The sequence below is a fragment of the Massilia sp. BHUDP2 genome (assembly GCF_046236355.1).
Lineage (GTDB): Bacteria > Pseudomonadota > Gammaproteobacteria > Burkholderiales > Burkholderiaceae_D > Telluria > Telluria varians.
Map to the genome: position 1 here is coordinate 390818 of NZ_JBJUVW010000001.1, position 26640 is coordinate 417457.

16 protein-coding genes are annotated in these 26640 nt (G+C 66.4%); 8 read left to right on the forward strand and 8 right to left on the reverse strand.

Features of this window, described 5'->3' with window-relative positions:
* Positions 1 to 321 precede the first annotated feature (321 nt).
* From ACK6C6_RS01740 to ACK6C6_RS01750, 3 genes are all read left to right on the forward strand, one after another.
* The gene (locus tag ACK6C6_RS01740) at positions 322 to 3258 is read left to right on the forward strand and encodes a ribonucleoside-diphosphate reductase subunit alpha (protein ID WP_409265569.1); all 2937 of its coding nucleotides are present in this window, start codon (positions 322 to 324) and stop codon (positions 3256 to 3258) included.
* A gap of 195 nt (positions 3259 to 3453) precedes the next feature.
* The gene (locus ACK6C6_RS01745; RefSeq protein ID WP_409265570.1) at positions 3454 to 4563 is read left to right on the forward strand and encodes a ribonucleotide-diphosphate reductase subunit beta; all 1110 of its coding nucleotides are present in this window, start codon (positions 3454 to 3456) and stop codon (positions 4561 to 4563) included.
* Between the two features lie 128 nt (positions 4564 to 4691).
* The gene (locus tag ACK6C6_RS01750; protein ID WP_409265572.1) at positions 4692 to 5237 is read left to right on the forward strand and encodes a DUF4256 domain-containing protein; all 546 of its coding nucleotides are present in this window, start codon (positions 4692 to 4694) and stop codon (positions 5235 to 5237) included.
* Between the two features lie 10 nt (positions 5238 to 5247).
* Here ACK6C6_RS01750 and ACK6C6_RS01755 read toward each other — a convergent pair whose 3' ends face one another.
* Positions 5248 to 7716: a PAS domain S-box protein gene (locus ACK6C6_RS01755; RefSeq protein WP_409265574.1), complete on the reverse strand. Its 2469-nt coding sequence runs from the start codon at positions 7714 to 7716 to the stop codon at positions 5248 to 5250.
* Between the two features lie 152 nt (positions 7717 to 7868).
* On the opposite strand from ACK6C6_RS01755, the gene ACK6C6_RS01760 reads away from it, so the two are divergent.
* Entirely contained in the window at positions 7869 to 9554 is a 1686-nt protein-coding gene (locus ACK6C6_RS01760; RefSeq protein WP_409265576.1) for a PQQ-dependent sugar dehydrogenase, read from the forward strand.
* Positions 9555 to 9665: 111 nt separating this feature from the next.
* Positions 9666 to 10310, forward strand: a complete 645-nt coding sequence (locus ACK6C6_RS01765; RefSeq protein WP_409265578.1) for a hypothetical protein — start codon at positions 9666 to 9668, stop codon at positions 10308 to 10310.
* Here ACK6C6_RS01765 and ACK6C6_RS01770 read toward each other — a convergent pair.
* The 3 genes from ACK6C6_RS01770 to ACK6C6_RS01780 form a co-directional block, all read right to left on the reverse strand.
* Positions 10307 to 10708 carry a response regulator gene (locus ACK6C6_RS01770; protein ID WP_292038263.1) on the reverse strand — a complete coding sequence of 134 codons (402 nt, stop codon included), beginning with the start codon at positions 10706 to 10708 and terminating at the stop codon, positions 10307 to 10309. The two genes, ACK6C6_RS01765 and ACK6C6_RS01770, sit on opposite strands and share 4 nt — an antisense overlap.
* A 77-nt stretch (positions 10709 to 10785) precedes the next feature.
* Positions 10786 to 11454, reverse strand: coding sequence for an outer membrane beta-barrel protein (locus ACK6C6_RS01775; RefSeq protein ID WP_209587416.1), 669 nt, complete (start codon positions 11452 to 11454; stop codon positions 10786 to 10788).
* 9 nt (positions 11455 to 11463) lie between these two features.
* A complete protein-coding gene (locus tag ACK6C6_RS01780) occupies positions 11464 to 17262 on the reverse strand; it encodes a beta strand repeat-containing protein (protein WP_409265580.1) in 5799 nt (1932 codons plus the stop codon).
* Positions 17263 to 17574: 312 nt separating this feature from the next.
* On the opposite strand from ACK6C6_RS01780, the gene ACK6C6_RS01785 reads away from it, so the two are divergent.
* From ACK6C6_RS01785 to ACK6C6_RS01795, 3 genes are all read left to right on the forward strand, one after another.
* Entirely contained in the window at positions 17575 to 19221 is a 1647-nt protein-coding gene (locus ACK6C6_RS01785) for a glycosyltransferase family 4 protein (RefSeq protein ID WP_409265582.1), read from the forward strand.
* 611 nt (positions 19222 to 19832) lie between these two features.
* Complete coding sequence (locus tag ACK6C6_RS01790; RefSeq protein ID WP_409265584.1) at positions 19833 to 21185, forward strand: transcriptional regulator; 1353 nt, start codon at positions 19833 to 19835, stop codon at positions 21183 to 21185.
* A gap of 87 nt (positions 21186 to 21272) precedes the next feature.
* Complete coding sequence (locus tag ACK6C6_RS01795; protein WP_036215345.1) at positions 21273 to 21800, forward strand: YggT family protein; 528 nt, start codon at positions 21273 to 21275, stop codon at positions 21798 to 21800.
* A gap of 72 nt (positions 21801 to 21872) precedes the next feature.
* On the opposite strand, the gene ACK6C6_RS01800 is transcribed toward ACK6C6_RS01795, so the two are convergent.
* From ACK6C6_RS01800 to accC, 4 genes are read right to left on the reverse strand one after another with little or no spacing between them, the layout of a single operon-like run.
* Entirely contained in the window at positions 21873 to 22814 is a 942-nt protein-coding gene (locus ACK6C6_RS01800; protein ID WP_209587419.1) for a carbohydrate kinase family protein, read from the reverse strand.
* 18 nt (positions 22815 to 22832) lie between these two features.
* Complete coding sequence (locus ACK6C6_RS01805; RefSeq protein WP_409265587.1) at positions 22833 to 24230, reverse strand: DUF3426 domain-containing protein; 1398 nt, start codon at positions 24228 to 24230, stop codon at positions 22833 to 22835.
* Between the two features lie 14 nt (positions 24231 to 24244).
* Positions 24245 to 25201 (reverse strand): 50S ribosomal protein L11 methyltransferase, encoded by a 957-nt coding sequence (gene prmA, locus ACK6C6_RS01810; protein ID WP_036215339.1) that lies wholly within the window; start codon positions 25199 to 25201, stop codon positions 24245 to 24247.
* Entirely contained in the window at positions 25198 to 26598 is a 1401-nt protein-coding gene (gene accC / locus ACK6C6_RS01815; RefSeq protein ID WP_409265588.1) for an acetyl-CoA carboxylase biotin carboxylase subunit, read from the reverse strand. The genes prmA and accC overlap by 4 nt, the downstream gene beginning before the upstream one ends.
* Positions 26599 to 26640 lie beyond the last annotated feature (42 nt).

A 26640-nucleotide genomic window follows, 5' to 3' on the forward strand; every position in this document is an offset into this window, starting at 1 on the left:
GCCAGCGCACCAAAAAAAACAAAAAAAATTACCGGCTCCGTCACTTGCCCTGACCTAGGTCAGGCACTACAATTAGTCTCATATCAAGCTCGAGCACTAGATATAGTGGTAGTGGATCAGAAGAAACTAGATTCACGTTCGACTTGAAGCTTGCTCCGCAAGCTACTGAATTAACAACGATTTCTACCCTGCCGCATTGATCTCATCCTTGGTTGCCAGTGAGGAGTTCCAGCTGGCGGGGTATCGCTTTGCTTAAAATTTTGTCCGGTTGACAAGTCCGGCTCAAGACAACAACGGCACCCGCTGCTCACTGGAGGCTCAATGCAAACAGCACAAGACATTTCGATCAATCCGCACGTCACCCCTGGCGCGTCGGCCACCGCCACGCCCGCAGAAATCGTCGCACGTGGTGACTACCGGGTTATCCGCCGCAACGGCGCCGTGGTCGCTTTCGAGCCGCACAAGATCTCGGTCGCGATGACCAAGGCCTTCCTCGCCGTCGCCGGCGGGCAGGGCGCCGCATCGGCGCGCATCCGCGAGCTGGTCGAGCAGCTGACCAACAACGTGGTGGCCGCCCTCGTGCGCCGCCAGCCGAACGGCGGCACCTTCCACATCGAAGACGTGCAGGACCAGGTCGAACTGTCGCTGATGCGCTCGGGCGAGCATGACGTCGCCCGCGAATACGTGCTGTACCGCGCCAAGCGCATGGAAGAGCGCAAGGCCGCCAAGGAAGCCGCCGGCGGTACCCCGGTCGCCGCGCCGCAGATCCATGTGGTCGACGGCGGCGAGCGCCGTCCGCTGGACATCAACGACGTCCACGCCCTCGTGAACGCGGCCTGCTCGGGCCTGGAGAAGCACGTCGACGCCGACGCCATCGTCGCCGAGACCCTGAAGAACCTGTACGACGGCGTGCCGGTCGAAGAGCTGCACAAGTCGGCCATCCTGGCCGCCCGCGCCCTGATGGAAACCGACCCGGCCTACAGCCAGGTCACCGCGCGCATCCTGCTGCACACCATCCGCAAGGAAGTCTTCGGCCACGAAGTGCCGCAAGCCGGCGCCGCTGCCGAATACATCACCTACTTCCCGCAGTACGTCGCCAAGGGCATCCAGAACGAGCTGCTGGACGAAGAACTGGGCAAGTTCGACCTCGAGCGCCTGGCCAAGGCCATCGTCGCCGACCGCGACCTGCAGTTCGGTTACATCGGCCTGCAGACCCTGTACGACCGCTACTTCCTGCACGTGCGCGAAACCCGCATCGAGATGCCGCAGGCCTTCTACATGCGCGTCGCGATGGGCCTGGCCCTGCGCGAAGCCGACCGCGAAGCGCGCGCCATCGAGTTCTACAACCTGCTGTCGTCGTTCGACTTCATGAGCTCGACCCCGACCCTGTTCAACTCGGGCACCCGCCGCTCGCAGCTGTCCTCGTGCTACCTGACCACCGTCGGCGACGACCTGGAAGGCATCTACGACGCGATCAAGGAAAACGCGCTGCTGTCGAAGTTCGCCGGCGGCCTGGGCAACGACTGGACCCCGGTCCGCGCGCTGGGCTCGCGCATCAAGGGCACCAACGGCAAGTCGCAGGGCGTGGTCCCGTTCCTGAAAGTGGTCAACGACACCGCCGTGGCGGTGAACCAGGGCGGCAAGCGCAAGGGCGCGGTCTGCGCCTACCTGGAAACCTGGCACATGGACATCGAGGAATTCCTCGACCTGCGCAAGAACACCGGCGACGATCGCCGCCGCACCCACGACATGAACACCGCGAACTGGATTCCGGACCTGTTCATGAAGCGCGTGATGGAGAAGGGCCACTGGAGCCTGTTCTCGCCGAGCGAAACCCCGGACCTGCACGACAAGGTCGGCAAGGCCTTCGAAGAAGCCTACGTCGCCTATGAAGCCAAGGCTGCCCGCGGCGAAATGACCGTGTACAAGAAGGTCGAAGCCCTCGACCTGTGGCGCAAGATGCTGTCGATGCTGTTCGAGACCGGCCACCCGTGGATCACCTTCAAGGATCCGTGCAACATCCGCTCGCCGCAGCAGCACGTCGGCGTGGTGCACTCGTCGAACCTGTGCACCGAGATCACGCTGAACACCAGCGCCGACGAGATCGCCGTCTGCAACCTGGGCTCGGTGAACCTGCCGCAGCACATGAAGGGTGAGGGCCTGGACCACGCCAAGCTGCAGAAGACCATCCGCACCGCGATGCGCATGCTGGACAACGTCATCGACATCAACTACTACGCCGTGGACAAGGCGCGCAACTCGAACCTGCGCCACCGCCCGGTGGGCATGGGCATCATGGGCCACCAGGACTGCCTGCATATGATGCGCGTGCCGTTCGCCTCGGAGAAAGCAGTCGAATTCGCCGACAAGTCGATGGAAGCCGTCTGCTACTACGCCTACCTGGCCTCGACCGAGCTGGCCGAAGAGCGCGGCCGCTACGAGACCTACGAAGGTTCGCTGTGGGACCGCGGCATCCTGCCGCAGGACTCGATCAAGCTGCTGGCGGAAGAACGCGGCGGCTACCTGGAGCAGGACACCAGCGAATCGATGGACTGGACCGTGGTGCGCGAGCGCATCAAGCAATTCGGCATGCGTAACTCGAACTGCGTGGCGATCGCCCCGACCGCGACCATCTCGAACATCATCGGCGTGTCGGCCTGCATCGAGCCGACCTTCCAGAACCTGTACGTGAAGTCGAACCTGTCGGGCGAGTTCACCGAGATCAACTCCTACCTGGTGCGCGACCTGAAGGCGCGCGACCTGTGGGACGAAGTGATGATCGCCGACCTGAAATACTTCGACGGTTCGCTCTCCAAGATCGACCGCGTGCCGCAAGACCTGCGCGACATCTACGCCACCGCGTTCGAAGTCGAGCCGAAGTGGCTGGTGGAAGCCGCCTCGCGCCGCCAGAAGTGGATCGACCAGGCCCAATCGCTGAACATCTACATGGCCGGCGCCTCGGGCAAGAAGCTGGACGAGACCTATAAACTGGCCTGGCTGCGCGGCCTGAAGACCACCTACTACCTGCGCACCATCGCGGCGACGCACATGGAGAAGTCGACCACCCGCACCGGCGCCCTGAACGCGGTGCCGGTCTCGGGCGGCCTGGTGGCCGGCCACGCTGCTCCAGCAGCGAACGGTCCGGTGGCTGCCGCTCCGGCGGCACCGGCCGCTGCCAGCGCGGAAGTGGTGGAAGGCGCCGCCTGCTACCTGCGTCCGGGCGACGCCGGCTTCGACGAGTGCGAAGCCTGCCAATAAGCCACTAAACGTGCTGCCCGGCCTGACGGCCCGGCAGCACTTTGTACCACTAAGCTCAAAACCGTCATTCCGGCGAAGGCCGGAATCCAAGTCCGTAGTGCACCACTAACGCTTGGCTTCCATCCGCGAATGACGACCACCCTGAATACTTAACGGCCCACCAATCGAGGAGGCCACGAAAAAAGGAATAACACCATGCTCTCTTGGGACGACGAACCGACTACCTCACCAGCCCCGCGCGCACCGCAAGCCGCCGGCGAAGCCGCACCTGCCTCCGCCGAAGTCGCCAAGCGCGTCAACGCCGACGACAAGCGCATCATCAACGGCCAGACCGACGTGAACCAGCTGGTGCCGTTCAAGTACAAGTGGGCATGGGACAAGTACCTGGCCGGCTGCGCGAACCACTGGATGCCGCAGGAAGTGAACATGCAGCGCGACATCGAGCTGTGGAAGAGCCCGAACGGCCTGTCGGAAGACGAGCGCCGCCTGGTCAAGCGCAACCTCGGCTTCTTCGTGACCGCCGACTCGCTGGCCGCCAACAACATCGTGCTGGGCACCTACCGCCACATCACGGCGCCGGAATGCCGCCAGTACCTGCTGCGCCAGGCTTTCGAAGAGGCGATCCACACCCACGCTTACCAGTACATCGTCGAATCGCTGGGCCTGGACGAGCGCGAGATATTCAACGCCTACAACGAGATCGCGTCGATCCACGACAAGGACCAGTTCCTGATCCCGTTCATCAACGTCCTGACCGATCCTGACTTCAAGACCGGCACCCTGGAAAACGACCAGAAGCTGCTGAAGTCGATCATCGTGTTCGCCTGCCTGATGGAAGGCCTGTTCTTCTACGTCGGCTTCACCCAGATCCTGGCGCTCGGTCGTCAGAACAAGATGACCGGCGCCGCCGAGCAGTACCAGTACATCCTGCGCGACGAGTCGATGCACGTGAACTTCGGCATCGACCTGATCAACACGATCAAGATGGAAAACCCGCAACTGTGGACCCCGGCCTTCCGCGAAGAGCTCAAGGCCCTGTTCCTGGAAGCCGTCGAACTCGAGTACCGCTACGCCGAAGACACCATGCCGCGCGGCGTGCTGGGCCTGAACGCCCCGATGTTCAAGAGCTACCTGCGCTTCATCGCCAACCGCCGCTCGGTGCAGATCGGCCTGGATCCGCTGTTCCCGAACGAAGAGAACCCGTTCCCGTGGATGAGCGAGATGATCGACCTGAAGAAGGAGCGTAACTTCTTCGAGACGCGCGTGACCGAGTACCAGACCGGCGGTGCGCTGAGCTGGGACTGATCTCCCGCATCGGACTCACGAAACCCGGCTGCCGGCAACGGCAGCCGGGTTTTTCATGCCCGCCTCCGGAGCTGTGCTAAGTTTGCGTTCCTGATCGCAGTCATCACCATGAGAGGACAAGACCAGCCATGCGCCCGGAACAAGCCAAGGAACTGCTGCAGACAGTGAAGACCCGCTTCGACAAGAACATGCACCGCCACGCGGGAGTTGATTGGTCCGAGGTAGCGGCAAGACTCGCAGACCATCCCGCCGCGCTGGATGCGCTGGCGCAAATGGAAGCGAGCGGCGGCGAACCGGACGTCGTCGGCATGGACGAAGCGAGCGGCAGCATCGTCTTCTGCGACTGTTCCCCGGAATCGCCGGCAGGCCGGCGCAGCATCTGCTACGACCGCGCCGCTTTGGACGCGCGCAAGGAAAACAAGCCGCGCAGCAGTGCGGAGGAGGTGGCCGCCAGCATGGGCATTGCGCTGCTGACCGAAGAACAGTACCGCCACCTGCAGACGCTGGGCGAATTCGACCGCAAGACCTCGAGCTGGATCGCGACGCCCCCGGACGTGCGGGAGCTGGGCGGCGCGCTGTTCTGCGACCGCCGCTACGGCCGGGTATTCGTCTACCACAACGGCGCCGAGTCCTATTACGCGGCGCGTGGCTTTCGTGGTCTGCTGACCGTGTAAGCCAGGCGTGCTAGCGCTGCGCCTTGGCGACCAGCGCCAGCAAGTCCGGCGCCGCCACCGGCTTGACCAGGTGATGGTCGAATCCGGCTGCCATGGCGTTCTGGCGGTCCTGCTCCTGACCATAGCCCGTCAAGGCGATCAGGGTCGCCTTCGAGGTCTCCGGCTGCGCGCGCAAGTGGCGCGCCAGCTCGTTTCCATCCATCCCCGGCAGCCCGATATCGAGGATGCACACCTCGGGCAGCCAGGTACTGGCCCGTTCCAGCGCCTGCTGCGAATCGTGCTCGATCATGACGGCGTGGCCGGCCGCTTCCAGGCACATGCCCAGCATCTGGGCCGCATCGACGTTGTCGTCGACCACCAGTACGCGCCGTGCGGCAGACGGCGCAAGCGGCGCGGCGTCGCCTTGTGCAGCCTCCGGCAACTCCTTCGCGGCGGCGCGCGGCAGGGTCACGACGAAACGGCTGCCCTTGCCCAGGCCTTCGCTGTGAGCGGCGACGCTGCCGCCGTGCAGCTCCACCAGGCTTCTCACCAGGGCCAGGCCGATGCCGAGGCCGCCCTGCGAGCGGTCGGGGCTGCGGTCGGCCTGGGCGAACAGGTCGAATATGCGCACCTGCAGTTCCTGGGCGATGCCGATGCCGTTGTCCGCGACCGCCAGGACCACCTGCTCGTCGGTCGCTCCCATCGTCACTTCGATGCGGCCTTCCGCCGGGGTGTACTTGGCCGCGTTGCCCAGCAGGTTGCTCAGCACCTGCACCAGGCGCTTGTGGTCGCCCAGCACCTGGGCGGCGTCGAACGCCAGTTCCACCACCAAGCGGTGGCGCTTCGCTTCCATCAGGGGGCGGGTCTGCTCGACGGCGTCGGCGATGACCTGCTTCACGTCGAGCCGGACCTTCTGCAATTCCACCAGGCCGCGCGTGACGCGCGAGACGTCCAGCAGGTCGTCCACCAGGCCGGTCATGTGCCGGACCTGGCGCGCAATGATCTGGCTGGTGCGGCGGCGCTGCTCGGGCGCCAGGTCGCGCGACTCCAGCAGGTCGGCGGCGGCGCGGATCGGGGCCATCGGGTTCCTCAGCTCGTGCGCCAGCATCGCCAGGAACTCGTCCTTGCGGCGGTCGGCTTCGCGCAGCGCTTCCTCGGCGCGCTTGCGTTTGCTGACGTCGACGCTGATCGCCAGCACGCTGGAATACGTCTCCTGGCCCGGGATGCGGATCAGGTTCACCGTGTTGCTGACCCAGACGATGCTGCCATCCGGCCGCAGGTAGCGCTTCTCGATCTCGAAAGGCTCGCCGCTGGCGATGGCCTGCCTGAATAGCGGAACGTTCGCGGGCAGGTCGTCCGGGTGGGTAATCTCGTGCATGCGCAGCGTGAGCAGTTCCTCGCGGCTGCGTCCCACGATCTGGCAATAACGGTCGTTCACGCGCAGAAAACGTCCCTGCGTGTCCGATTCGCTGATGCCGGCCGCCGTCTGTCCGAACAGCGACTGCAGGTGCGCTTCGCTCTCGCGCAGGGCCTGCTCGGTGCGGCGGCGCTCGGTCAGGTCGACGAAGGTGCAGACCGCGCCCTGCAGCTGGCCGTCGCGCCAGACCGGGCGGGCGCGGTACTCGACCGGAAAACCGGTGCCGTCCACGCGGAAGAACATCTCGTCCTCCACCAGCGCCGGCACGCCGTCGCGCGCGGCGCGGTAGATCGGGCAATCCTCCACGCAGTAATGCGAGCCGTCCGGGTGCGCATGGTGGATCACGTCGTGCAGCTTCCTGCCGATGGCCTCCTCTTCGCTGCGGAAGCCCAGCATCTTCAGGAAGGCGGCGTTGCACATGATGGTAACGCCCTCGCGGTCGATCGAATAGAAACCTTCCTCGGTGCAGTCGAGCAGCAGGCGCAGGTAGTCGTGGCTGCGGCGCGCCTGTTCCTCGGCCGCACGCAGCTCGATCGCAATGCGGCTGCGTTCGATCGATTCCCACGCGCGATGGGCAACCGCTTCCAGCAGACGGACCTCGTGTTCCTGCCAGCGGCGGGGGGCAGCCTGGTGCAGGGCCATGCAGGCTACCCACAGGCCAGCCTTGATGACAGGGACGCAGATGACGGCGCGAATGACGGTATCGCGGTAAGCCTGCACCACGTCGCTGACGCGTGGGTCGGACTCGCTGTCTTCCACGACATAGGGCTGACCCTGGCGGTTCAGGCGGACGAACTCGGCGCCGAAGGCCGCCGTCGGGTAGCGCCCGACGATGCTGGGAACATTCCTGGTGTAGTTGCCGGTGAGGGTGAAGCTGCCCTGGTCTTCGCTCACGTAGGCGTAGGCGCAGCGGTCCGCGCCAAGATGTTCACCCAGCAGGCGCGCGGCGGTCTGGGCGATCTGTTCGGGATCGGTGAGCAGGCGGATCGCGTCGTCCAGTCCGGTAATGAAGCGATAGCGGGCAAGTTCGGCATGCACCAGGGAGTCCGCATCGACCGGGGGCATCGGCATTGGGTTCGGCATTCGTTGGCTGCTTGTCTGGGCTCCACGCGCGGGTGCTGGGAGAGATCGACTGGCGATTATAGCCGTGGCACACTTTGCTCAGCGCACGCCGCCGACTTGCCCTATGATGTCGCACTGTCCAGTTCCGCATTGCCAACAACAGGAGAACTCCCTTGCAAGCCAAGACCGTCGCGCTGCTCGTCAGCCTGGCAGCCGTGTCCGCTGCCCACGCCGCACCGGCAAGCACCGCTGGCCAGACCACTTTCCAGAACAACTGCGCCAGCTGCCACAGCGTGGACACGAACCTGTCCTCGCGCGCCGGCCCGGGCCTGTTCGGCGTTGTCGGGCGCAAGGCGGCCGGCGTCCCCGGCTTCAACTACTCCGCGGCCCTGGTGAAAGCCGGCGCGGCCGGCAAGACCTGGACCCGTGAAGAGCTGGACCTTTTCCTGGCTGACCCCGCGAAGAACGTGCCGGGCACCACGATGCCGGTCGGCGTGCCGGACAAGGCGGCCCGCGCGGCGCTGGTCGGCTACCTCGCCAGCCTGCAGGGCGCGGTCACGGCAGCGGCACCCGCGAAGGCGGCTACCCCGGCCGAGCGCCAGGGTTCCTGGGACGACAACCAGCCCGGCCGCATCCACCACATCAAGCTCACCGACATGCCGCCGCCGTTTGCCACCAGCAGTGCCGGCAACGGTCCGCGCGTCGAGGCGCGTCCGAACGGCAGCATGCCGGTCGTGCCGCAGGGCTTCACGGTGAGTGTCTTCGCCAGTGACGCCGACAAGCCGCGGGTGGCGCTGCGCTCGCCGAACGGCGACGTCTTCCTGGCGGCCACCGCCAAGGGCGAGATCAAGGTGGCGCGCGCGAAGAACGGCCAGGCCGCCGACAAGGTCGAGGTCTTCGCCAGCGGCTTGAGCCGTCCCTACGGCATCGCCTTCTGGCCGTCGGGCGCGAACCCGCAGTACCTGTACGTCGCCAACGTCAATTCGGTGGTGCGTATCCCTTACCGCAACGGCGACCTGAAGGCGCGCGGCACGGCGGAAGTCATCGTTCCCGAGCTGTCCGACACCAGCGGCGGCCACACCACCCGTACCCTGGCGTTCTCGAAGGACGGCAAGACCATGCTGCTGTCGATCGGCTCGGCCACCAACGTGGCCACCGAGATCGGCGCGCAGCCGCCGGAACCGATCGCGCAGTGGGAAGCCAGGCATGGTGTGGGCGCCAGCTGGGGCGTGGAGACCGACCGCGCCACCGTCATGGCCTTCGACGTGGACGGCAAGAACCGCCGCACCTATGCCACCGGCCTGCGCAACTGCGTCGGCATGCTGGTCTACCCGGGCACGGGCGACGTGATGTGCACCGTGAACGAGCGCGACGCGCTGGGCGACAACCTGCCGCCGGACTACCTGACGCGCGTGAAGCAGGGCGGTTTCTACGGCTGGCCGTGGTACTACATCGGCGACAACGAAGACCCGCGCCTGAAGGGCCAGCGCCCGGACCTGAAGGGTAGAAGCATCGTGCCGGACGTGCTGATCCAATCGCACTCGGCGCCGCTCGGCATGGTGGTCTACCAGGCGCCGAAGGGCGCGAAGAACGCCTTCCCGAAGGAGTACGAGGGTGACGTGTTCGTGGCCCTGCACGGTTCCTGGAACCGCGGCGTGCGCACCGGCTACAAGGTGGTGCGCGTCTTCATGAAGAACGGCGTGCCGACCGGCCAGTATCAGGACTTCATGAGCGGCATGGTGCTGAGCGACCGCGACGTCTGGGGCCGCCCCGCGGCGGTCGAGGTGGCGCAGGACGGCGCCCTGCTGGTGGTCGACGATGCCGGCGGCACCGTCTGGCGGATCGCCCCGCAGCGCTGAAGCCTCTCTCCTGAAACCCGTCGCAAGACGGGTTTTTTCCTTGTTGAGCTCGCTCATCATCCGCCGTGTGTCCCTGCACTAAGGTGAGGAGGATCGACAAGGGAGAGAGCGATGAATGTCAGGGAAACCCCGCGCGCGCCGGCGCACACGGTGGAATGGGAATTCGCCCAGTCCACCTACGCATCCGTGCTGGCCGACGTGCCCGCCGCACTGTTTCCTTACTGGGCCAGGAGCGCGCACGCGGCGTTTCCCGGCATCCCGCGCGACGCTTCCTTCTATGCCCAGTCGGCCGAAGGCCTGATGATGTTCTTCGACTGCGCGGCCGCAGCGGCCGGCACCTGCGCGCTGCCTTCGCGCGCGGCGGATTCGGTCTGGCATGCGTGGACCCGCCTGGATGCCGCAGGCCTCGACGCTTTTTGCATCCGCCATGTCGGCCGCGCCGTCCCGCGTGTGGAGCGCATGCGGGAAGGGGAGTTGGACAGGGCGCTGGCCGTGTGCCTGGTGCAGGCCCGGCGCCGCGCCTCGCAGCCGGCGGCGGGCAGCCACCTCCCGCGGCTGTTCGGGCTGGACGCCCAGTTGGGCATGCCGCGCGGCGCCGGCTACCGCATCATCCAGGGCCTGGTCGCCTGTTCGCCCCTGGACGAGTTGGGCAATCCCGAGGGCAAGGCGGACTTCCCGGAGAGCTTGCGGCCCGAGGCCCTGCGTCTTGCTGGCCTGGTGAGCGAGGCCGAATATGCCGAGGCCTGCGTCGGCTAGATGAATGGCCTGAGCGAGATCTTCAGCAGGATGGCGAATTCGTCGAGGTCCATGGCCTTGGCGAGGTAGTTCGAGGCGCCCAGCAGCGAGGCGCGCACGCGGTCCGACTCCACCGGCAGCGAGGTCACCACGACGGCCGGAATGGCTTGCAGGCAGGGGGAGGAGCGGATGTGCTTGAGCACGCCGAAGCCGTCGATCTTCGGCAGCCGCACGTCCAGCAGGATCAGTGAGAACTGTCCGGCCGTGCCGGCCGCTTCCGCGCGGCGCAGCAGCACCAGGGCTTCATCGCCGTCATGCACATGGACGACCGGATTGTGGATGCCGGAGCGCCGCAGCGCATGGACAGTCAGCTCCGCGTCCAGGGGGCGGTCCTCGATGAGCAGGATGTTGTCGGACATAAGCGGACAATTGTAGCGGTGCTAACAAAGCAGCCGCGCACAATTGATGCGCTGGGGCGCAGGCGCCCCGGTCCGGGTCAGAACTGGCGGGAATAGCCCAGCGTGACGGCGCCGAAGCGCTTGCGGTCATAGCGGATGCCCGGCGGGCCTTCGGCTTCCGGACGCGGCAGGCTGAGCCAGGTGTACTGCAGCGACACGCTGGCCTGGTCCGACACGCGGTAGCCGAGCCCCGCGCGCAGCTGCCAGGCGAAGCCGCTCTTCGAGGCCGGGCCGAAGCAGTTGCAGTTGGCGCCCAGGCCCAGCTGCGGCAGCTTGACGCGTCCCCAGCCGATGCCGCCGCCCACGAAGGAGTCGATCCGTTCGCTCAGCCTGTCGGTGCGGTAGGCGTTCGCGAACAGGGCGTGGTAGCGCCCCTTGCCGTTCACGGCCTGGCTCAGCGGGTCGAGCGTGAGCCGCTCGACCTCGATGCGGCCGGTCTCGTACTCCAGCTCGTAGCGCAGGTGTTCCGACTGGCGGCCGACCATCAGGCCGCCGTGCACGCCGCGATCGAGGTCGGCATGGCCGCTGCGCGGCGTGCCGAAGCCGAAGTCGACTTGGGCGTCCCAGTCCTTCAGGGTGTTCACGCCCGCGTGGGCGCCCCAGTAGCGCACCGGGTCGGCGGAGCGGGCCTGCACGGCCTGCGCCGACGCCTGCGCCGACAACAGCGCGGCCGCAAGGGCCACGCAATTCTGCATCAATCTGTTCATACGTCTTCCTTAGCTTCCGAAGCCGGTGCCGAACACCGCATTCAGGTCCGCAGCACCCGCGGCCGCGCCATGGGCGACGCCGACCAGCTTGATCTGCTCGAAATAATTCTGCTCGACCGCTTCGACGAAGCCGGCCGCGCTCGTGGACGTGTACATGCCCGCCAGCTGCTTCACCAGCGCCTGGACCGAGGCATTGTCCTGGTTGGCGATCAGGTAGCCTTCGGCGTCGAACTTGAAGGCATTATCCACGTCCACGCTGAATTGGGCGCCACGATCGGTGTAGCCCTTGGCCGCCAGGCCGAGCTCGCGCGCCTGCGTGGCCGAGACCAGTTCGGTCAGGCCGCTGGCGTTCTGCCAGAGGTGGATGTTCACCGCCGCCTTGCCCGCGGCGGCCGCGAAGAAGCCGGCCGAGCCATTGATCAGTTCATAGCAGGCGTAGGGCAGGGCCTGGCCGTCCACGGCGAAGCTCATGTCCTGCGTGAACGGCTGGTAGAAGGCCGACACGTGCTTGGCGTCCGGCGCGCCCACCATCGAGTCGAAGGCCACGCCCTGGAACACGTTGCCGGTGCCGCTGCTCTTCGCCTGGGCATCCGCGATGTCGGCGGTGTAATAGGTCTCGCCCGAGTGCAGGCGCACGCTGTAGACCTTGTCCGGCGTGGTGTCGAAGACCAGCAGGCCGGGGTCGACGATGGTGCCGTTGACCAGGCCGTCGTCGTCGCCCCTGGCGCCGTCGGTCAGGGTGATCACGATGCGGTCGACCCGGCCGTCGTTGTTCAGGTCGATCAGGGTGGCGCCGTCATCGAAGGTCGACAGGTCCTGGTCGTCGAGGAAGCTGTACCAGCTCTGGCTGGCGCGGTCGAACTTCATGAAGCTGTTCGACACCACGCCGTTCAGGCCCAGTTCGATCACGACGCGGGTCTGCAGGCCCGGACGCGACGGATCCAGGTCCGGCAGGCTCGGAACGCCGTCTTCCGCCTCGACGGTGAACTTGAATACCGGCGAGGCTGCGCGCAGCTCCTGGGGCAGGGCCGCCGGCAAGGCGGTCAGGCCCAGGTCCTTGAGCTGGCCGCCCGCGGTCAGCTGGACGGCGCCCGTTTCGGCGCCGAGGCTGCCGGCCAGGATGGCGCCGAAGGCGGCGACCGGGGCGTCCTTGCCGAGTGCGACGTCGGCGAGCGAGCGCAGGGGCAGGAGCGCGACCGTATTCTGCTGCCAGTCGAGGATGCCGTCGCGGTTGTAGTCGCCGCCATAGGCCGCCAGTTCGACCGAGGGCATCACGCCATCGAGGTCGGTGACCACCGTGACGGTGACCGGCGCCGAGGCGATCAGCTTGCCGTCGGCGTCCAGCACCTGGGCCATGTAGGTATACACGCCGTCGTCCAGCGGACCCGGGCCCACGTTGACCCTGCCGGCCAGCGCGTCGGCTGCGCTGATCGGGGTGGCGCCTACCACCAGGCCTTCCGGCGACAGCAGGCGCACGCTGCCGCCCGCCACGATCTGTGCGCCCTGCAGGGTGAATTCCGGCGTGCGTATGCTGGTCACCCGGTCGCTGTTGCTGGCGCCGTCGTCGCTGGCCGGATCGAGGCCGGTTTCGAGTACGGGCTCGGGGGCCGCCACCGGCGGCGCCGGCTGTGCCGGCGGCGTTGGTTCCGGCTGCGGTTGCGGCGCCGGGGCCGGGGGCACGAAATCGTTGTCGAGCAGGGTGCCGGTCGCATGCACGCCGTTCACCACCAGCACCGCGCTTTCCGAGGATTCGACGAGCTCGTCGTCCACGGTCGGCAGGGTCACGCTGAAGCCGGCCACGCCGGCCGGGACGACGACGATGCCGCTGGCCGGATCGCCGTTCTTCCAGGCTACGCCATGGCTGAAGGCGAGCAGGCCGAGGTCGGCGTTCGACGCGGTGCCGCCCAGCGCCAGCGTGAACTCGGTGGGCGCCGGCGCGACGCCGTTCAGGGTCACGGTGTACTGCAGCGTGCCGCCTTCGGTGATGACCGAATCGTGCGGATCGCGCCCCAGGTTGGCGGCATCCTCGGCCAGCACGGCGCGCACCGCCAGGCTGTCGTTGTCGGTCAGGGTGCCGGTGGCGCTGACGCCGCCGATGCTCAGGACCACCGATTCGGCGGCCTCGACCAGGGCGTCGTCCAGGGTCTGGAGCGTGACCGTGAACGTGCTCACGCCGGCCGGGACCACGATGGCGCCGCTGGCCGGGTCATTGTTCTTCCAGGCCACGCCCTGGCCGAAGGAGATCGCGCCCAGGTCGGCGGCGCCGGCGCTGCCGCCCAGGGCGAGCGCGTATTCGGTAGGGACCGGGCTGGGGCCGTTGAGTGTCGCGGTGAACAGCAGGGCGGCGCCTTCCACCACGCTGCTGTCGACCGGCAGCGCGCCCGGGTTGGCCGCATCCTCGGCCTTCAGGGACGACACGCTCTGGCTGTCGTTGTCGGTGATGGTGCCGGTGGCGGCAACGCCACCCACGGTGGCGACCAGCGATTCCGCCAGCTCGATGATGTCGTCGTCGGCGGTGCCGACGGTGATCTTGAAACTGCCGACGCCGGCCGGCACGACGATGAGGCCGGTGGCGGCATCGCCGTCCTTCCAGTCGACACCGTCGCTGAACACGATGCCCTCCACGTCCGCCGCGCTGGCGGTGCCGCTGAAGGCGAGCTGGAATTCGCTGTCGGCCACGCCCACGCCGCTCAGCTGGACCGTGTAGCGCAGGATCCAGCCTTCGGTGACCACGCTGTCCACCGGGCTCAGGCCAACCTGTCCCGCGTCTTCCGCGATCACGCTGGCCACGCTCACGCTGTCGTTGTCGGTGATGGTGCCGGTGCCGGTCACGCCGCCCACCGTGATGGCGAGCGACTCGGCCAGCTCGACGGCGCTGTCGTCCGTGGTGGCAACCGTGATGCGGAAGCTGCCCACGCCGGCCGGGACCACCACGATGCCGGTGGCCGGCTCGCCGTTCTTCCAGGCGACGCCGTCGCTGAACACCAGCGCTGCGTGATCGAGGCGGCCCGCGGTGCCGCCGAGGCCCAGCAGGAATTCTCCTTGCGTGGCGCCGGCTGCGCTCAGCAGCACCGTGTACTGCAGGGTGCCGCCTTCGACGACGGCGCTGTCGACCGGCAGCGCGCCGGCCTGGGCGGCGTCTTCGGCCAGCACCGACACGACGCTGGGGCGGTCGTTGTCCGCGATGGTGCCGGTGGCGGCGACTCCGCCCACGGTCAGCACCAGGCTTTCGGCGCTTTCGACGGCGCTGTCGTCGACCGTCGCGACGCGGATCGTGAACGATCCGACGCCGGGCGGCACCACGACGATGCCGCTTTGCGCATCATTGTTCTTCCAGGCCACGCCATCGCTGAAGACGAGGGCGCCGCGGTCGGCGCTGCCGGCCGTGCCCGATATCGCCAGCGTGTGCTCGACGGCCGCCGGGCTGGCGCCGTTCAGCGTCACCGTGTAGAGCAGGGCCTCGCCTTCCTCGACGGTCGAGTCGACCGGCGCCGCGCCGGTATGGGCGGCATCCTCGGCCACGACGGCGGCGACCGCCTGGCTGTCGTTATCAAGGATGGTACCGGTGGCGGCAACCCCGCCCACGGTCAGGACCAGGGTTTCGGCACCCTCGATGAGCGTGTCGTCCACGGTCGGCACCAGGACGGTAAAGGTAGCAACATTCGCCGGCACGATCACGATACCGCTGGCGACGTCGCCGTTCTTCCAGGCGACGCCGTCGCTGAACACGAAGGCGCCGCGGTCGCCGGCGCCGGCGGTGCCCGCGACCGCCAGCGTGTGTTCGCTGGGCGTCGGGCTGGCGCCGCTCAGGGCGACGGTGTACAGCAGCTTGCCGCCTTCCTCGACGCTCGAGTCGACCGGCGCCGCGCCGGTGTGGGCGGCATCCTCGGCCAGCACGCCCGATACCGACTGGCTGTCGTTGTCGGTGATGGTGCCGGCGGCGGACTTGCCGCCGATCGTCAGGACCAGGGTTTCCGCCGCTTCGATGTCGAAGTCGTCGACGGTCGGCACCTTGACGCTGAACGCGGTGACGCCCGCCGGCACCACCACGATCCCGCTCTGCGGGTTATTGTTCTTCCAGGTGACGCCGTTGCTGAAGACAAAGGCCTGGAAGTCCGCGGCGGAGGCGGTGCCCGAGACCGCCAGCGTGTGCTCGCTCGGGACCGGACTGGCCGCGCTCAGGCTCACGGTATACAACAGGGATGCGCCTTCCACCACGGCGGAATCGGTCGGTGCCGCGCCGGTGTGGGCCGCGTCTTCGGCAAGCACACCCGATACCGACTGGCTGTCGTTGTCGAGGAGGGTGCCGGTGGCGCTGATGCCGCCGACGATCAGGGTGACCGTCTCCGTCTCTTCGATCAGCGTATCGTCGACCGTTGCCAGGGTGGCGTGGAAGACGGTGACGCCGGCCGGCACCACGACGATGCCGGTCGCCGCATCGCCATTCTTCCAGGCGACGTTAGCGCTGAACGAGAGCGCGCCGCGGTCGCCGTCCGTCGCGGTGCCGCCGAAGGCGACGGCGTATTCGGTCGCGGCCGGACTGGCGGCGTTGAGCGTCACCGTGTAGCGCAGCGCGGCGCCCTCGGTGACGCTGGTATCGGCCGGATCGGCGCCGATGGCCGCGTCCTGCACGGTGACGCCGGCCACCTTCTGGGTGTCGTTGTCGACGATCGTTCCGGTGGCCGTCTTGCCGCCCACGCCGAGCACCACCGATTCCGCGCCCTCGATCAGGACGTCGTCGATGGTCGGCACGGTCACGGTGAAGCTGGCCACGCCGGCCGGGACGACCAGCTTGCCGTTCACCAGGGTGACGCCATTGCTGAAGACGAGCGTGCCGAGGTCGAGACCGCCGGCCTGGCCGCCGAGCGTGAAGGCATGGCTGTTCTCGCTGCCCGATGCGGCGCTGAGGGTGACGACGAATGTCAGCGATCCGCCTTCGGTCACGCTGCCGGCACCGTCGGCAACGATGCCGGCGACGCTTTGGGCCGCGGGCGGTGGGGAAGTCGTGTCGTTGTCGGTGATCGTGAGAACGCCGACGTTGTCGACGATCGCCGCGAACATGCTGTCGCTGAGGACGATGTCCAGGCTGCGGGCGCCATCCACCACCTTATTGCCGATCAGCGGCACCTGGAAGCTCGCCGAGGTCTGCTGCGCGCCAAAAGTGAGGACGCCGCTGGTGCCGATGTAATCCTTGCCCTGCGCGGCCGTGCCGTCCTGGGTGGCGTACTTGACCGAGATCGTGTCAGTGCTGGCTTTGCTCAGCGTGACGGTGACGGTTGCCATGCCGCTGTCTTCGTCCACGCTGATATCGCTGACCGTCAATTGCGGCTGATTCGCCAGGTAGGTGTTCAGGTCACCCAGGACATTATTGGCTGCCGCATTTCCGCTGACCATGCCGCCCTGGATGTCGAGCGTCCGGCCATTGAAGGTCAGACCCAGGAAAGTGTGAGCGGGGTTCTTCGCGTTCGGCACCAGTGGAGCAATGGTCAGCGTGCCGGTCGTGGTCGCCAGGGTATAGGCCGTGCTGCCGGTTGCGTAGGCCACCATCGTGCTGACATCGCCGCTGGGGGTGCGCCAGTTGATGACGGCGTCGATCGTATGCTGCTTGCCGGCCGCGTCGGTGATCAGGATCCTGCCTGTCAGGTCGTTGCCTTGCAGGGTGAACTGCGACGATTCGCTGACTTGCTGAAACTGGAAGTTGGACCAACCCAGGTCCTTCAGGTAGGAGGCGGACTTTGCCTCGGTGGACTTGGAGTAGTCGCCCACAAAGCCGTTGGCAAAAGAGACGGAAAGAATTTTAGTGGCCAAGATGGTTCCTGCGTGAGGGGACGGTGGGGCGCGAGCGGGAAGTCGTTCGAGAGGAGGGCGTCGGAGCGATGTCGGACTGATCCTACAAATTTTAACGAACTCTCATTCCTCACAGCAATACGAATCCGTGCCTGGCGATATCAACATTGTTTAATTTGACAGGATTCGTTGTCACTACGAGACACAGCCCCAGGCACATGCGGCGCGGTGCAAGTCGCAAGCCCGCGCCGCCGCGACCATCGAATGGCTATCATCGCCCCGACATGTCAGCGGTATTCCGCGTGCAGCGCGGCCGCTGGCCAAGGAGCCTGCATGCACGAGCGCTTTGCCTTGCACTACCTGCCCGAAGCCTTTTCGACCGCCGGCCAGAAGCTGATGGGGCGCCAGTCCGCCGGCGTCGGCTTGTTGCGCGCCATCGCGCGGCACTCCGGGGACGGCGACATCGGCTGTTTCGCCGCCGACCGCAGCCATGCCGACGCCTTCGAGACCGCCCTGCGCCAGGATGGCTACGGCGGCCAGGTCACGTGGGTGCCGCAATCGCGTCCGCAGGACCTGGACCGCTTCGGTTGTCTCTACCACCCCGGCCCCAGTATCGAGCGCCTGGCCTGGCGCCGCCTGCAGGCAGGCGAGCACCGCTACAGCCTGTGCGGCATCACCCACGCCACCGCCTCGCACGAGATGATGAGCATGGTGAGCCACCTGCTGGTGGCGCCGGTGCGCAGCTGGGACGCGATCGTCTGCACCTCGCGCGCGGTGCGCGACAGCGTGCGGGTGCTGGTCGAGCAGCAGGCCGACTACCTGCGCACCCGCCTGGCCGCGCAGCGCTTCGAGCTGCCGCAACTGCCCCTGATTCCGCTCGGCGTCCATGCGGCGGACCTGCGCCCCGACGCCGGCCGCCGCGTGGAAGCGCGCGCCCGGCTCGGCATCGGGGACGAGGACGTGGCCTTCCTCTACCTCGGCCGGCTGTCGGTGCATGCCAAGTCCCATCCGCAACAGATGTTCACCGCGCTCGAGCGCGCCGAGAAGGACGGGCGGCGCGTGCATCTGATCCTGGCCGGCTGGTTCGCTGGAGAAGCCATCGAGCAGGCCTTCCGCGAGGCCGCGGCGCTCCTGTGTCCATCCGTGCGCCTGATCGAACTCGATGGCCGCGTGCCTGACAACCAGCTCGACGCCTGGGCCGCCGCCGACGTCTTCACCTCCTTGGCCGACAATGTGCAGGAGACCTTCGGCCTGAGCCCGGTGGAGGCGATGGCGGCCGGGTTGCCCTGCGTGGTCTCGGACTGGAACGGCTACCGCGACACGGTGCGCGACGGCATCGACGGCTACCGCATCCCGACCGTGATGCCGGGCGCGGGCGCGGGACTCGACCTGGCGCTGCGCTACGACGACGGGGTGGACAGTTTCGACATGTACTGCGGCCACGCCAGCCAGGCGGTGGCGGTGGACGGCGCGCTGCTGGCGCAGGCCTACGGACGCCTGGTGCGCGACGCGGAACTGCGCCGCAGGCTCGGAGAACAGGCGCGGCAAAGGGCGCAGACGACATTCGACTGGGCCGTCATTTTCGGCCGCTACCGCGCCTTGTGGGAGGAACTCGCCGAAAGGCGGCGCGCCGACCCGGTGCTGGCGCCGCCGCTGCCTTCGCGCGCCCCGGACCGTCCCGATCCGTTTCGCCTGTTCGCGAGCTACGCCACGCGTCCGCTCACGGCCGCTTCGCTGGTGGAGCTGGCGCCGGATGCCTCGCTGGCGCTGGTGAACGGGTATCGGGACCTGGCGATCAACCGCTTCGCCTCAAGCTCGCTGCCGACGCTCGAGGATTTCGGCCGCCTGTTCGGGGCCATCGGGCCGCGGCCGGTGGAAGTGGAAGAACTGATCGACACGCTGGGACCATGCGACCGGCCGACGCTGTTGCGCGGGCTGGCATGGCTGTGCAAGATGGACCTGCTCAGGGTCGTCGAATAAAAGGCAGGCGCCCTTAAAAATCAAAGGCACTGTTTCGCGCGTCGCGCTGTCCAAGCATGTGCAGCTGGTGCTCGCCGATCGTTCGCCGATGCGGCCCCAATTGAAAGCGCGTCCTGGTTAGGCGACCAGGTGAAATGCGATTTCGGGTGATGAATGCGCAATCGCATGTTTAAGTACGAAAATACTGATTCACTTTGAGGTGTTCGGGTTGCGCGCTCACAAAGTTTTCGTGTACTTTACGTGTTTGAATTTGTCAAAACGTGAACATGTGATATTGTCGCGTCCATCCGGGCAGTAATCGATCGAATAATAGGACACTGATTCAATCAGTATGCACTTAAGCGAAGCGAAAAGAACAAGCCGCACTGCCTGACCGAGTTCAGGCAAGGCGGCTTTTTCTTTTCGCGCCCGCGAGGGTAGCGATGTGAGAACGCATTGAATCGGTTACCTAGCGACGTTGGCTGAAGCGCTGCAATTGTGAGGAGTTGCAGCAGTTCAGCCGGTGCCGGATTCATTGGCCCAAATCGCCCGGCGGTTTGGTCCGATGAATAATTCGCCCGCCACGCTGAGGGTGGGCGGGTTTTAAACCTTGAGCGTATTTCTCATCGCAGATGAAGGAGAATCAAATGGCAACCGCTAAGAAACCAGCAGCAAAGGCTGCAACCGAGAAACCGGCAGCTAAGAAAGCCGCCGCCGCCAAACCGGCAGCCAAGGCCGCTCCGGCCAAAGCAGCTGCCAAGCCGGCAGCTAAGCCTGCTGCAAAGAAAGCTGCAGCAAGCAAGACCGCTGCAAGCAAGACCACCGCCACCAAGGCGGTGGCAAAGCCGGCAGCTAAGCCTGCTGCAAAGAAAGCCGCTGCAAGCAAGACCGCAGCAACTAAGACCACCGCCACCAAGGCAGCGGCCAAGCCTGCTGCAAAGAAAGCCGCTGCAAAGCCGGCAGCGAAGCCAGCAGCAAAGAAAGCTGCAGCGAAGCCGGCAGCCAAGCCAGCAGCGAAGAAAGCTGCAGCAAAGCCGGCAGGTAAGCCTGCGGCAAAGAAAGCTGCAGCCAAGCCGGCAGCAAAGGCCGCAGCCAAGTCGGCAGCAAAGCCGGCAGCCAAGAAAGCCGCAGCCAAGCCGGCAGCCAAGCCTGCTGCAAAGAAAGCCGCTGCAAAACCGGCAGCCAAGGCCGCTGCAACCAAGTCGGCAGCCAAGCCGGCAGCCAAGAAAGCCGCCGCCAAGCCTGCAGCCAAGAAAGCCGCTGCAAAACCGGCAGCCAAGGCCGCTGCTACCAAATCGGCAGCCAAGCCGGCAGCAAAGAAAGCCGCTGCCAAACCAGCAGCCAAGAAAGCAGCCGCCAAGCCAGTAGCAAAAACCGCAGCCAAACCGGCAGCAAAGAAGGCAGCCGCGACCAAAACCGCCGCTACCAAATCGACTGCTGCTAAATCGGCTGCAAAGCCGGCTGCAAAGAAAGCGACCGCGACCAAAGCCGCCGCTAAGCCTGCTGCTGCGAAGAAAGCTGCTGCACCGGCTAAATCGGCTGCACCGGAAAAATCGGCTGCCAAGAAAGCCGCTGCTCCGGCTAAAGCCGCAGCTCCGGCAAAATCGGCCGAAAAAAAAGTCACTACTCCGGCAAAAGCGGCCGCTCCAGCTAAATCCGCTGCTACCAAATCGGCTGCCACCAAATCGGCAACCGCCAAGCCTGCTGCAAAGCCGGCCGCAAAAGCCGAAGCCAAGCCGGAAATGAAAGCCGAAGCGAAACCGGAAGCCAAGGCCGAAGCAAAACCGGAAGTGAAAGCCGATAGCAAGGCCGACAGCAAATCGGATTCGAAAACCGATAGCAAATCGGAATCGAAAGCCGAAGCAAAGCCGGAAGCAAAAACCGATTCGAAATCGGACAGCAAGGCAGCCGCACCTGCTGCGGCAGCGAAAACCACGCTGTCGCCGGCAGCCGCATGGCCGTTCCCGACCAGCAGCCGCCCGTAATTCCGGCTCGATAGCGAGTCTTGCCTGGATCAGGCAAAATACCGCTGTGTGATCGTTCACACGGCGGTTTTTTTTTGAGGAGCCTACGTGCTGTCTATTCTCCAGTTTATCGTCGATACCGCTGCCGCCTTGCTGGGAGGGCTGCTCCTGCTGCGCTTCTGGATGCAGGCCACGCGCGTGCGCCCGCCGCAGCAGATCGGACAATTCACCTTTACCCTGACCGACTGGCTGGTGCTGCCGCTGCGGCGCCTGGTGCCGGGCATGGGTGGTTATGACTGGGCGAGCCTGATCGGCGCTTTCCTGGTGGTGCTGCTGGCCAGTTCGCTGCTGCTGGTGGCGGGGGCGGATGCGCAGATGGTGCTGCTGCACGCGCTGTACCGGTTCCTGAACTGGATCCTGTACGGCTTCATGGCGCTCCTGATCATCGATGCGATCTTCAGCTGGGTGAACCCGAACGCGCCGCTGGCGCCTTTCGTGCATGCGCTGAATACGCCGATCCTGCGGCCGATCCGGCGCGTGGTGCCGCCGATCGGCGGGATCGATTTATCGGTGCTGGTGGCGCTGGTGCTGATCCAGATTATCCAGTTCGTGCTGAGGCAGGTGTTTTACGGCTGATGGCGTGAGCGCATAAAAAATTGGGGTCCCTGCGGGGACCCCAATTCATTTGTGCAGCCTGAGCGCGTCGTTTCAGCGGAACTTGTACCCGAACGCCGCTTCAAACTTCTGTTCGATCTCTTCCGGCGTAGGGCTGTGGTTCTGGCCTCCGGTGCTGCCGATCTTGATCGCACCCAGCAGGCTGGCGATGCGGCCGGTGGTCGGCCAGTCCAGGCCATTCGTGATCCCGTACAGCAGGCCGGCGCGGTAGGCGTCGCCGCAGCCGGTCGGGTCGACGATCTCGTCGGCCTTCACGGCCGGGATGCGATAGTGCTCGCCGCCGGCGTAGATGTCCGACCCTTCGCCGCCGCGCGTGACGATCAGCGCCTCGAGACGGCCGGCGATGTCGGCCAGGCTCAGGCCGGTGCGGTCCATCACTACTTCGAATTCATAGTCGTTGCAGGCCAGGTAGCTGGCTCCATCGATGAAGCGGATCAGCTCTTCGCCCGAGAACATCGGCAGCTGCTGGCCCGGGTCGAACATGAAGGGGATGCCCTGGGCGGCGCAATCGGCGGCGTGCTTGAGCATGCCGTCGCGGCCGTCCGGCGAGATGATCGCCACGCGCAATGCGCCCTGGTCGGCCACGTTGTTCTCGTGCGAGTACTGCATCGCGCCCGGGTGGAAGGCGTTGATCTGGTTGTTGTCCTGGTCCGCGGTGACGAAGCACTGCGCGGTGTAGGCGTCGCCGATGGTACGGATGGCGCGGGTCTCGATGCCCTGTTTCTTCATGCGCTCGAGGTAGTCGCCGCCGTCCTGGCCGATGGTGCCCATGACCAGCGGTTCGCCGCCGAGCAGCTTGAGGTTGTAGGCGATGTTCACCGCGCAGCCGCCGTACTCCAGGCGCATGGTCGGCACCAGGAAGGAGACGTTCACGCGGTGCAGCTGGTCGGCCAGCAGGGTCTCGGCGAAGCGGCCGTGGTACTGCATGATCTTGTCGAATGCGATCGAGCCGCAGATCAGGGCGGTCTTGGTCATGGAGATGCCTTCAAGAGATTAGGGGTAAAAGACGGCGATATGGTAGCCGGATGGCGCCGGTTCCGTGACACGGAAGTGCAGCTTCACGGGCTGCTCGGCGTGCGCGGCGAAGCCAAGGCCCAGCAGCGGGCCGGCCGGCAGGTAATCGCGCGGGCCGAACACGCGCCGCACCAGCGGCTTGTCGTCGGCGTCCGACAGGGTCAGTTCGATGCTGGGCCAGGCCTGGATCGAATCGCCCTGGTTGCGCAGCTGGGTGCTGAAGGTATAGGCGTTGCCGCCCAGCGTGGTCAGTTCGCCGGTGTCGATCACCAGCTGGTCGATCCGGGCCGGCAGCTCGACGCGGCAGCCCAGCACGCCGCACAGCGAGACCAGCGTCGGCTTCAGTCCGGGATAGCGGGCCGCCAGCGGGGTGCGGAAGTGCATGACGACCTGCGCCGCCAGGACCAGCAGCAGCAGCACGCTACCAAGCAGCATCGCGATGCGCATGGCCTTGCCCGAGCGTTCGCGCTGGCGGCCGCGCCGCACGAATTCCGGCTCGTCGGGCTCCGGCACGCGCAGCTTGGGCGGTTCGATCCTGGTCGGCGTCAGCTTGGACTTGCGCGCGGCGCGTGCTTCCGCGGCCCGGGTGCGCGGCGTCCTCGGCGCCACCGGGGGCGCGCTCGGCGGGGCCGGCATGGTGACCGTGGCGGGGCCGGATTCGCGCAGCAGCAGGGGCGGCACGGCCGCCTTTGCGGCGGCAGGGGCCGGTGCTGCGGCAAGGGCCGGCGTAGAAGGAGAAACAGAAGCAGGCTGCTCCGGATAATCGGCCTGGTCCGGGGCCGGTGCAGCCACCAGTTCTTCGTCAACCTGCAGCTCCGCCGCAAGCGCCACCGGTGCGTCGGCGGATGCCTGCGCCATCGACGCCGGCTCCGGCGCGGCTTCGGGACTCGCGTCAGGGATGACTTCAGGGCCAGGCTCAGCGCTTGCTTCGTGGGCCGGCTCGGCGACCGGCTCCGGCGGTACCTCGTCCGCCGGGGCCTGCGCTGCGGCCGCTTCCGACGCAGCGTCGGCCACCGGCGCAGCCTCGTTCACCTCGTCGCCGCTGCTTGCCTTGGGCAGGATGCCGTAGGGCGAGAAGGCGCGGTCGAACTCGAGGGTGTAGATCGGGTCTTCATCCGCTTCCGGCGCGGGAGCGGCAAGCGCTTGGGGCTGGGGAGCGGCGGCAGGCGCCGGGGCAAGGGCGGTGTCGGCGTCCGAAGCACGCCGGCGCCGTGGGGAAGGGCGCGGCGCCGCGCTGGCCAGGTCGACCAGCGCGGCGTTGCCGTCAAAGATTTCGGTGCAGGCGCCGCAACGGACGATGCCCCCACGCAGCTTGAGCTGGTCCGCGGCGACGCGGAACATCGTGCCGCAGTGGGGGCATTGGGTGGCGAGCGCCATGCCTGGGTCGTCCCTTAGCCGGTGATGGCGGAACGCGGCGCGGGTGCGGTGTCCTGGCCGAGCGTCCCGTGAAGGGCGACCCAGCCGTCCTGCTCGGCCCAGACGCCCAGCTTGATGAAAGGTGCGTAGGCGGCAGCCACTTCTTCCGCCTGGCGTGCCAGCACGCCCGACAGGATCAGGGAGCCTCCCGGCGCCACGCGGCCGGACAGCATCGGCGCCATCAGCTTCAATGGGCTCGACAGGATGTTGGCCACGACGATGTCGAACTGGCCCTTCGCATGGCGCTCGTTGGGAGCGCCGGCAAAGTCGTCCGGCAGGTAGAAGTCGATGCTGACCTTGTTGCGCTCGGCATTGCTGCGTGCCGATTCGATCGCCTGCGGGTCGATGTCGACGCCGGCGACATCAAGCGCGCCGAGCTTCTTGGCGACCATCGCCAGGATGCCCGAGCCGCAGCCGTAGTCCAGCACCGATTTGCCCGGCGCCGGGTGCGCTTCCAGCCACTCCATGCACAGGCGGGTGGTCGGATGGCTGCCGGTGCCGAAGGCCAGGCCCGGATCGAGCTCGAGGATGAGCCCATTCGGGTCCGGCGCCTCGTGCCAGCTCGGCACGACCCAGATGTTCTTGCCGATGTGGATCGGCTCGAACTGCGATTGGGTCAGGCGCACCCAGTCGGCGTCCGCCACCGCGCGGGTGGTGAAGGAGGGCACGACGGGCAGCTTGATGGCGTTGGCGGCTTCCTGCACGATCGCGAACTGGTCGGCGTCGGTGTCGGTCAGCGCAACCACGCGGCTGTGATCCCACGCCGTTTCGGTCGGTTCCATGCCCGGCTCGCCGAACAGCGGCTTTTCCGCGTCCGTGCCTTCGTCCGCGTCTTCCACCGAGACCGACAGGGCGCCCGCTTCCATCAGGGCGTCCGACAGGGCCTCCGCGTGGTCCCGCGCTACTTCGATGACGACTTCCGTCCAGCTCATGCGTCTACCTTGGTTTCCGATTTGGCGCCGAGTCCCGTTTCCTTCGGCAGGTCCGGCTTGGAAGCCAGCTTGTGCTCCAGGTAGTGGATGTTGGTGCCGCCCTCGATGAAGCGGGCGTCGACCATCAGCTCACGGTGCAGCGGGATATTGGTGAGAATACCTTCAACCACCATTTCCGAGAGCGCGATTTGCATGCGGCGAATTGCCTGCTCGCGCGTCGCACCGTAGGAAATTACCTTGCCGATCATCGAGTCGTAATGAGGTGGAACATAATATCCTGCATACGAGTGCGAATCGACACGGATGCCGGGACCGCCCGGCGGGTGCCAGCCGGTGATGCGGCCGGGCGACGGGGTGAACTTGAACGGATCCTCGGCGTTGATGCGGCACTCGATCGCGTGGCCCGACAGCATGATGTCGCGCTGGCGGAAGCGCAGCTTCTCGCCGCAGGCGATGCGGATCTGTTCCTGCACGATGTCGATCCCGGTGATCATCTCGGTGACCGGGTGTTCCACCTGCACGCGGGTGTTCATCTCGATGAAGTAGAACTCGCCGTTCTCGTACAGGAATTCGAAGGTGCCGGCGCCGCGGTAGCCGATCTTGCGGCAGGCTTCGGCGCAGCGGTCGCCGATCTTCTCGATCAGCTTGCGCGGGATGCCCGGCGCCGGCGCTTCTTCGATGACTTTCTGGTGGCGGCGCTGCATCGAGCAGTCGCGCTCGCCCAGCCAGACGGCGTTCTTGTGCTCGTCGGCCAGCACCTGGATCTCCACGTGGCGCGGATTTTCCAGGAACTTCTCCATATAGACTTCCGGATTGCCGAAGGCGGTGCCGGCTTCGGTCTTGGTCATCTGCACGGCGTTGAGCAGCGCGGCTTCGGTATGCACCACGCGCATGCCGCGGCCGCCACCGCCGCCGGCGGCCTTGATGATGACCGGGTAGCCGATGCGGCGCGCGGTCTGGATGATCTCTTTCGGGTCGTCCGAGAGGGCGCCGTCCGAACCCGGCACGCAGGGCACGCCGGCCTTGATCATCGCCTGCTTGGCCGAGACCTTGTCGCCCATCAGGCGGATCGAGTCCGAACGCGGGCCGATGAAGACGAAGCCCGATTTCTCGACGCGCTCGGCGAAGTCGGCGTTCTCCGACAGGAAGCCGTAGCCCGGGTGGATAGCCTCGGCGTCCGTCACTTCGGCGGCGCTGATAATCGCCGGCATGTTCAGGTAGCTGAGCGCCGACTGGGCCGGGCCGATGCAGACGGATTCGTCCGCCAGCTTCACGTACTTGGCGTCCTTGTCCGCCTCGGAGTGAACGACGACCGTCTTGATGCCCAGTTCGCGGCAGGCGCGCTGGATACGCAGCGCGATTTCACCACGGTTGGCGATGAGGATTTTTTCAAACATGGTAGGTTCGGTGTTTCAGTGAAAACCGGCGCAACAGTCTGG

Excerpts from the sequence above, each read along its gene's own strand:
- ACK6C6_RS01740 (WP_409265569.1), top strand. The coding sequence starts at position 322 with ATGCAAACAGCACAAGACATTTCGATCAATCCGCACGTCACCCCTGGC.
- ACK6C6_RS01745 (WP_409265570.1), top strand. The coding sequence starts at position 3,454 with ATGCTCTCTTGGGACGACGAACCGACTACCTCACCAGCCCCGCGCGCA.
- ACK6C6_RS01750 (WP_409265572.1), top strand. The coding sequence starts at position 4,692 with ATGCGCCCGGAACAAGCCAAGGAACTGCTGCAGACAGTGAAGACCCGC.
- ACK6C6_RS01755 (WP_409265574.1), bottom strand. The coding sequence starts at position 7,716 with ATGCCGAACCCAATGCCGATGCCCCCGGTCGATGCGGACTCCCTGGTG.
- ACK6C6_RS01765 (WP_409265578.1), top strand. The coding sequence starts at position 9,666 with ATGAATGTCAGGGAAACCCCGCGCGCGCCGGCGCACACGGTGGAATGG.
- ACK6C6_RS01770 (WP_292038263.1), bottom strand. The coding sequence starts at position 10,708 with ATGTCCGACAACATCCTGCTCATCGAGGACCGCCCCCTGGACGCGGAG.
- ACK6C6_RS01775 (WP_209587416.1), bottom strand. The coding sequence starts at position 11,454 with ATGAACAGATTGATGCAGAATTGCGTGGCCCTTGCGGCCGCGCTGTTG.
- ACK6C6_RS01785 (WP_409265582.1), top strand. The coding sequence starts at position 17,575 with ATGCACGAGCGCTTTGCCTTGCACTACCTGCCCGAAGCCTTTTCGACC.
- ACK6C6_RS01790 (WP_409265584.1), top strand. The coding sequence starts at position 19,833 with ATGAAGGAGAATCAAATGGCAACCGCTAAGAAACCAGCAGCAAAGGCT.
- ACK6C6_RS01800 (WP_209587419.1), bottom strand. The coding sequence starts at position 22,814 with ATGACCAAGACCGCCCTGATCTGCGGCTCGATCGCATTCGACAAGATC.
- ACK6C6_RS01805 (WP_409265587.1), bottom strand. The coding sequence starts at position 24,230 with ATGGCGCTCGCCACCCAATGCCCCCACTGCGGCACGATGTTCCGCGTC.
- prmA (WP_036215339.1), bottom strand. The coding sequence starts at position 25,201 with ATGAGCTGGACGGAAGTCGTCATCGAAGTAGCGCGGGACCACGCGGAG.
- accC (WP_409265588.1), bottom strand. The coding sequence starts at position 26,598 with ATGTTTGAAAAAATCCTCATCGCCAACCGTGGTGAAATCGCGCTGCGT.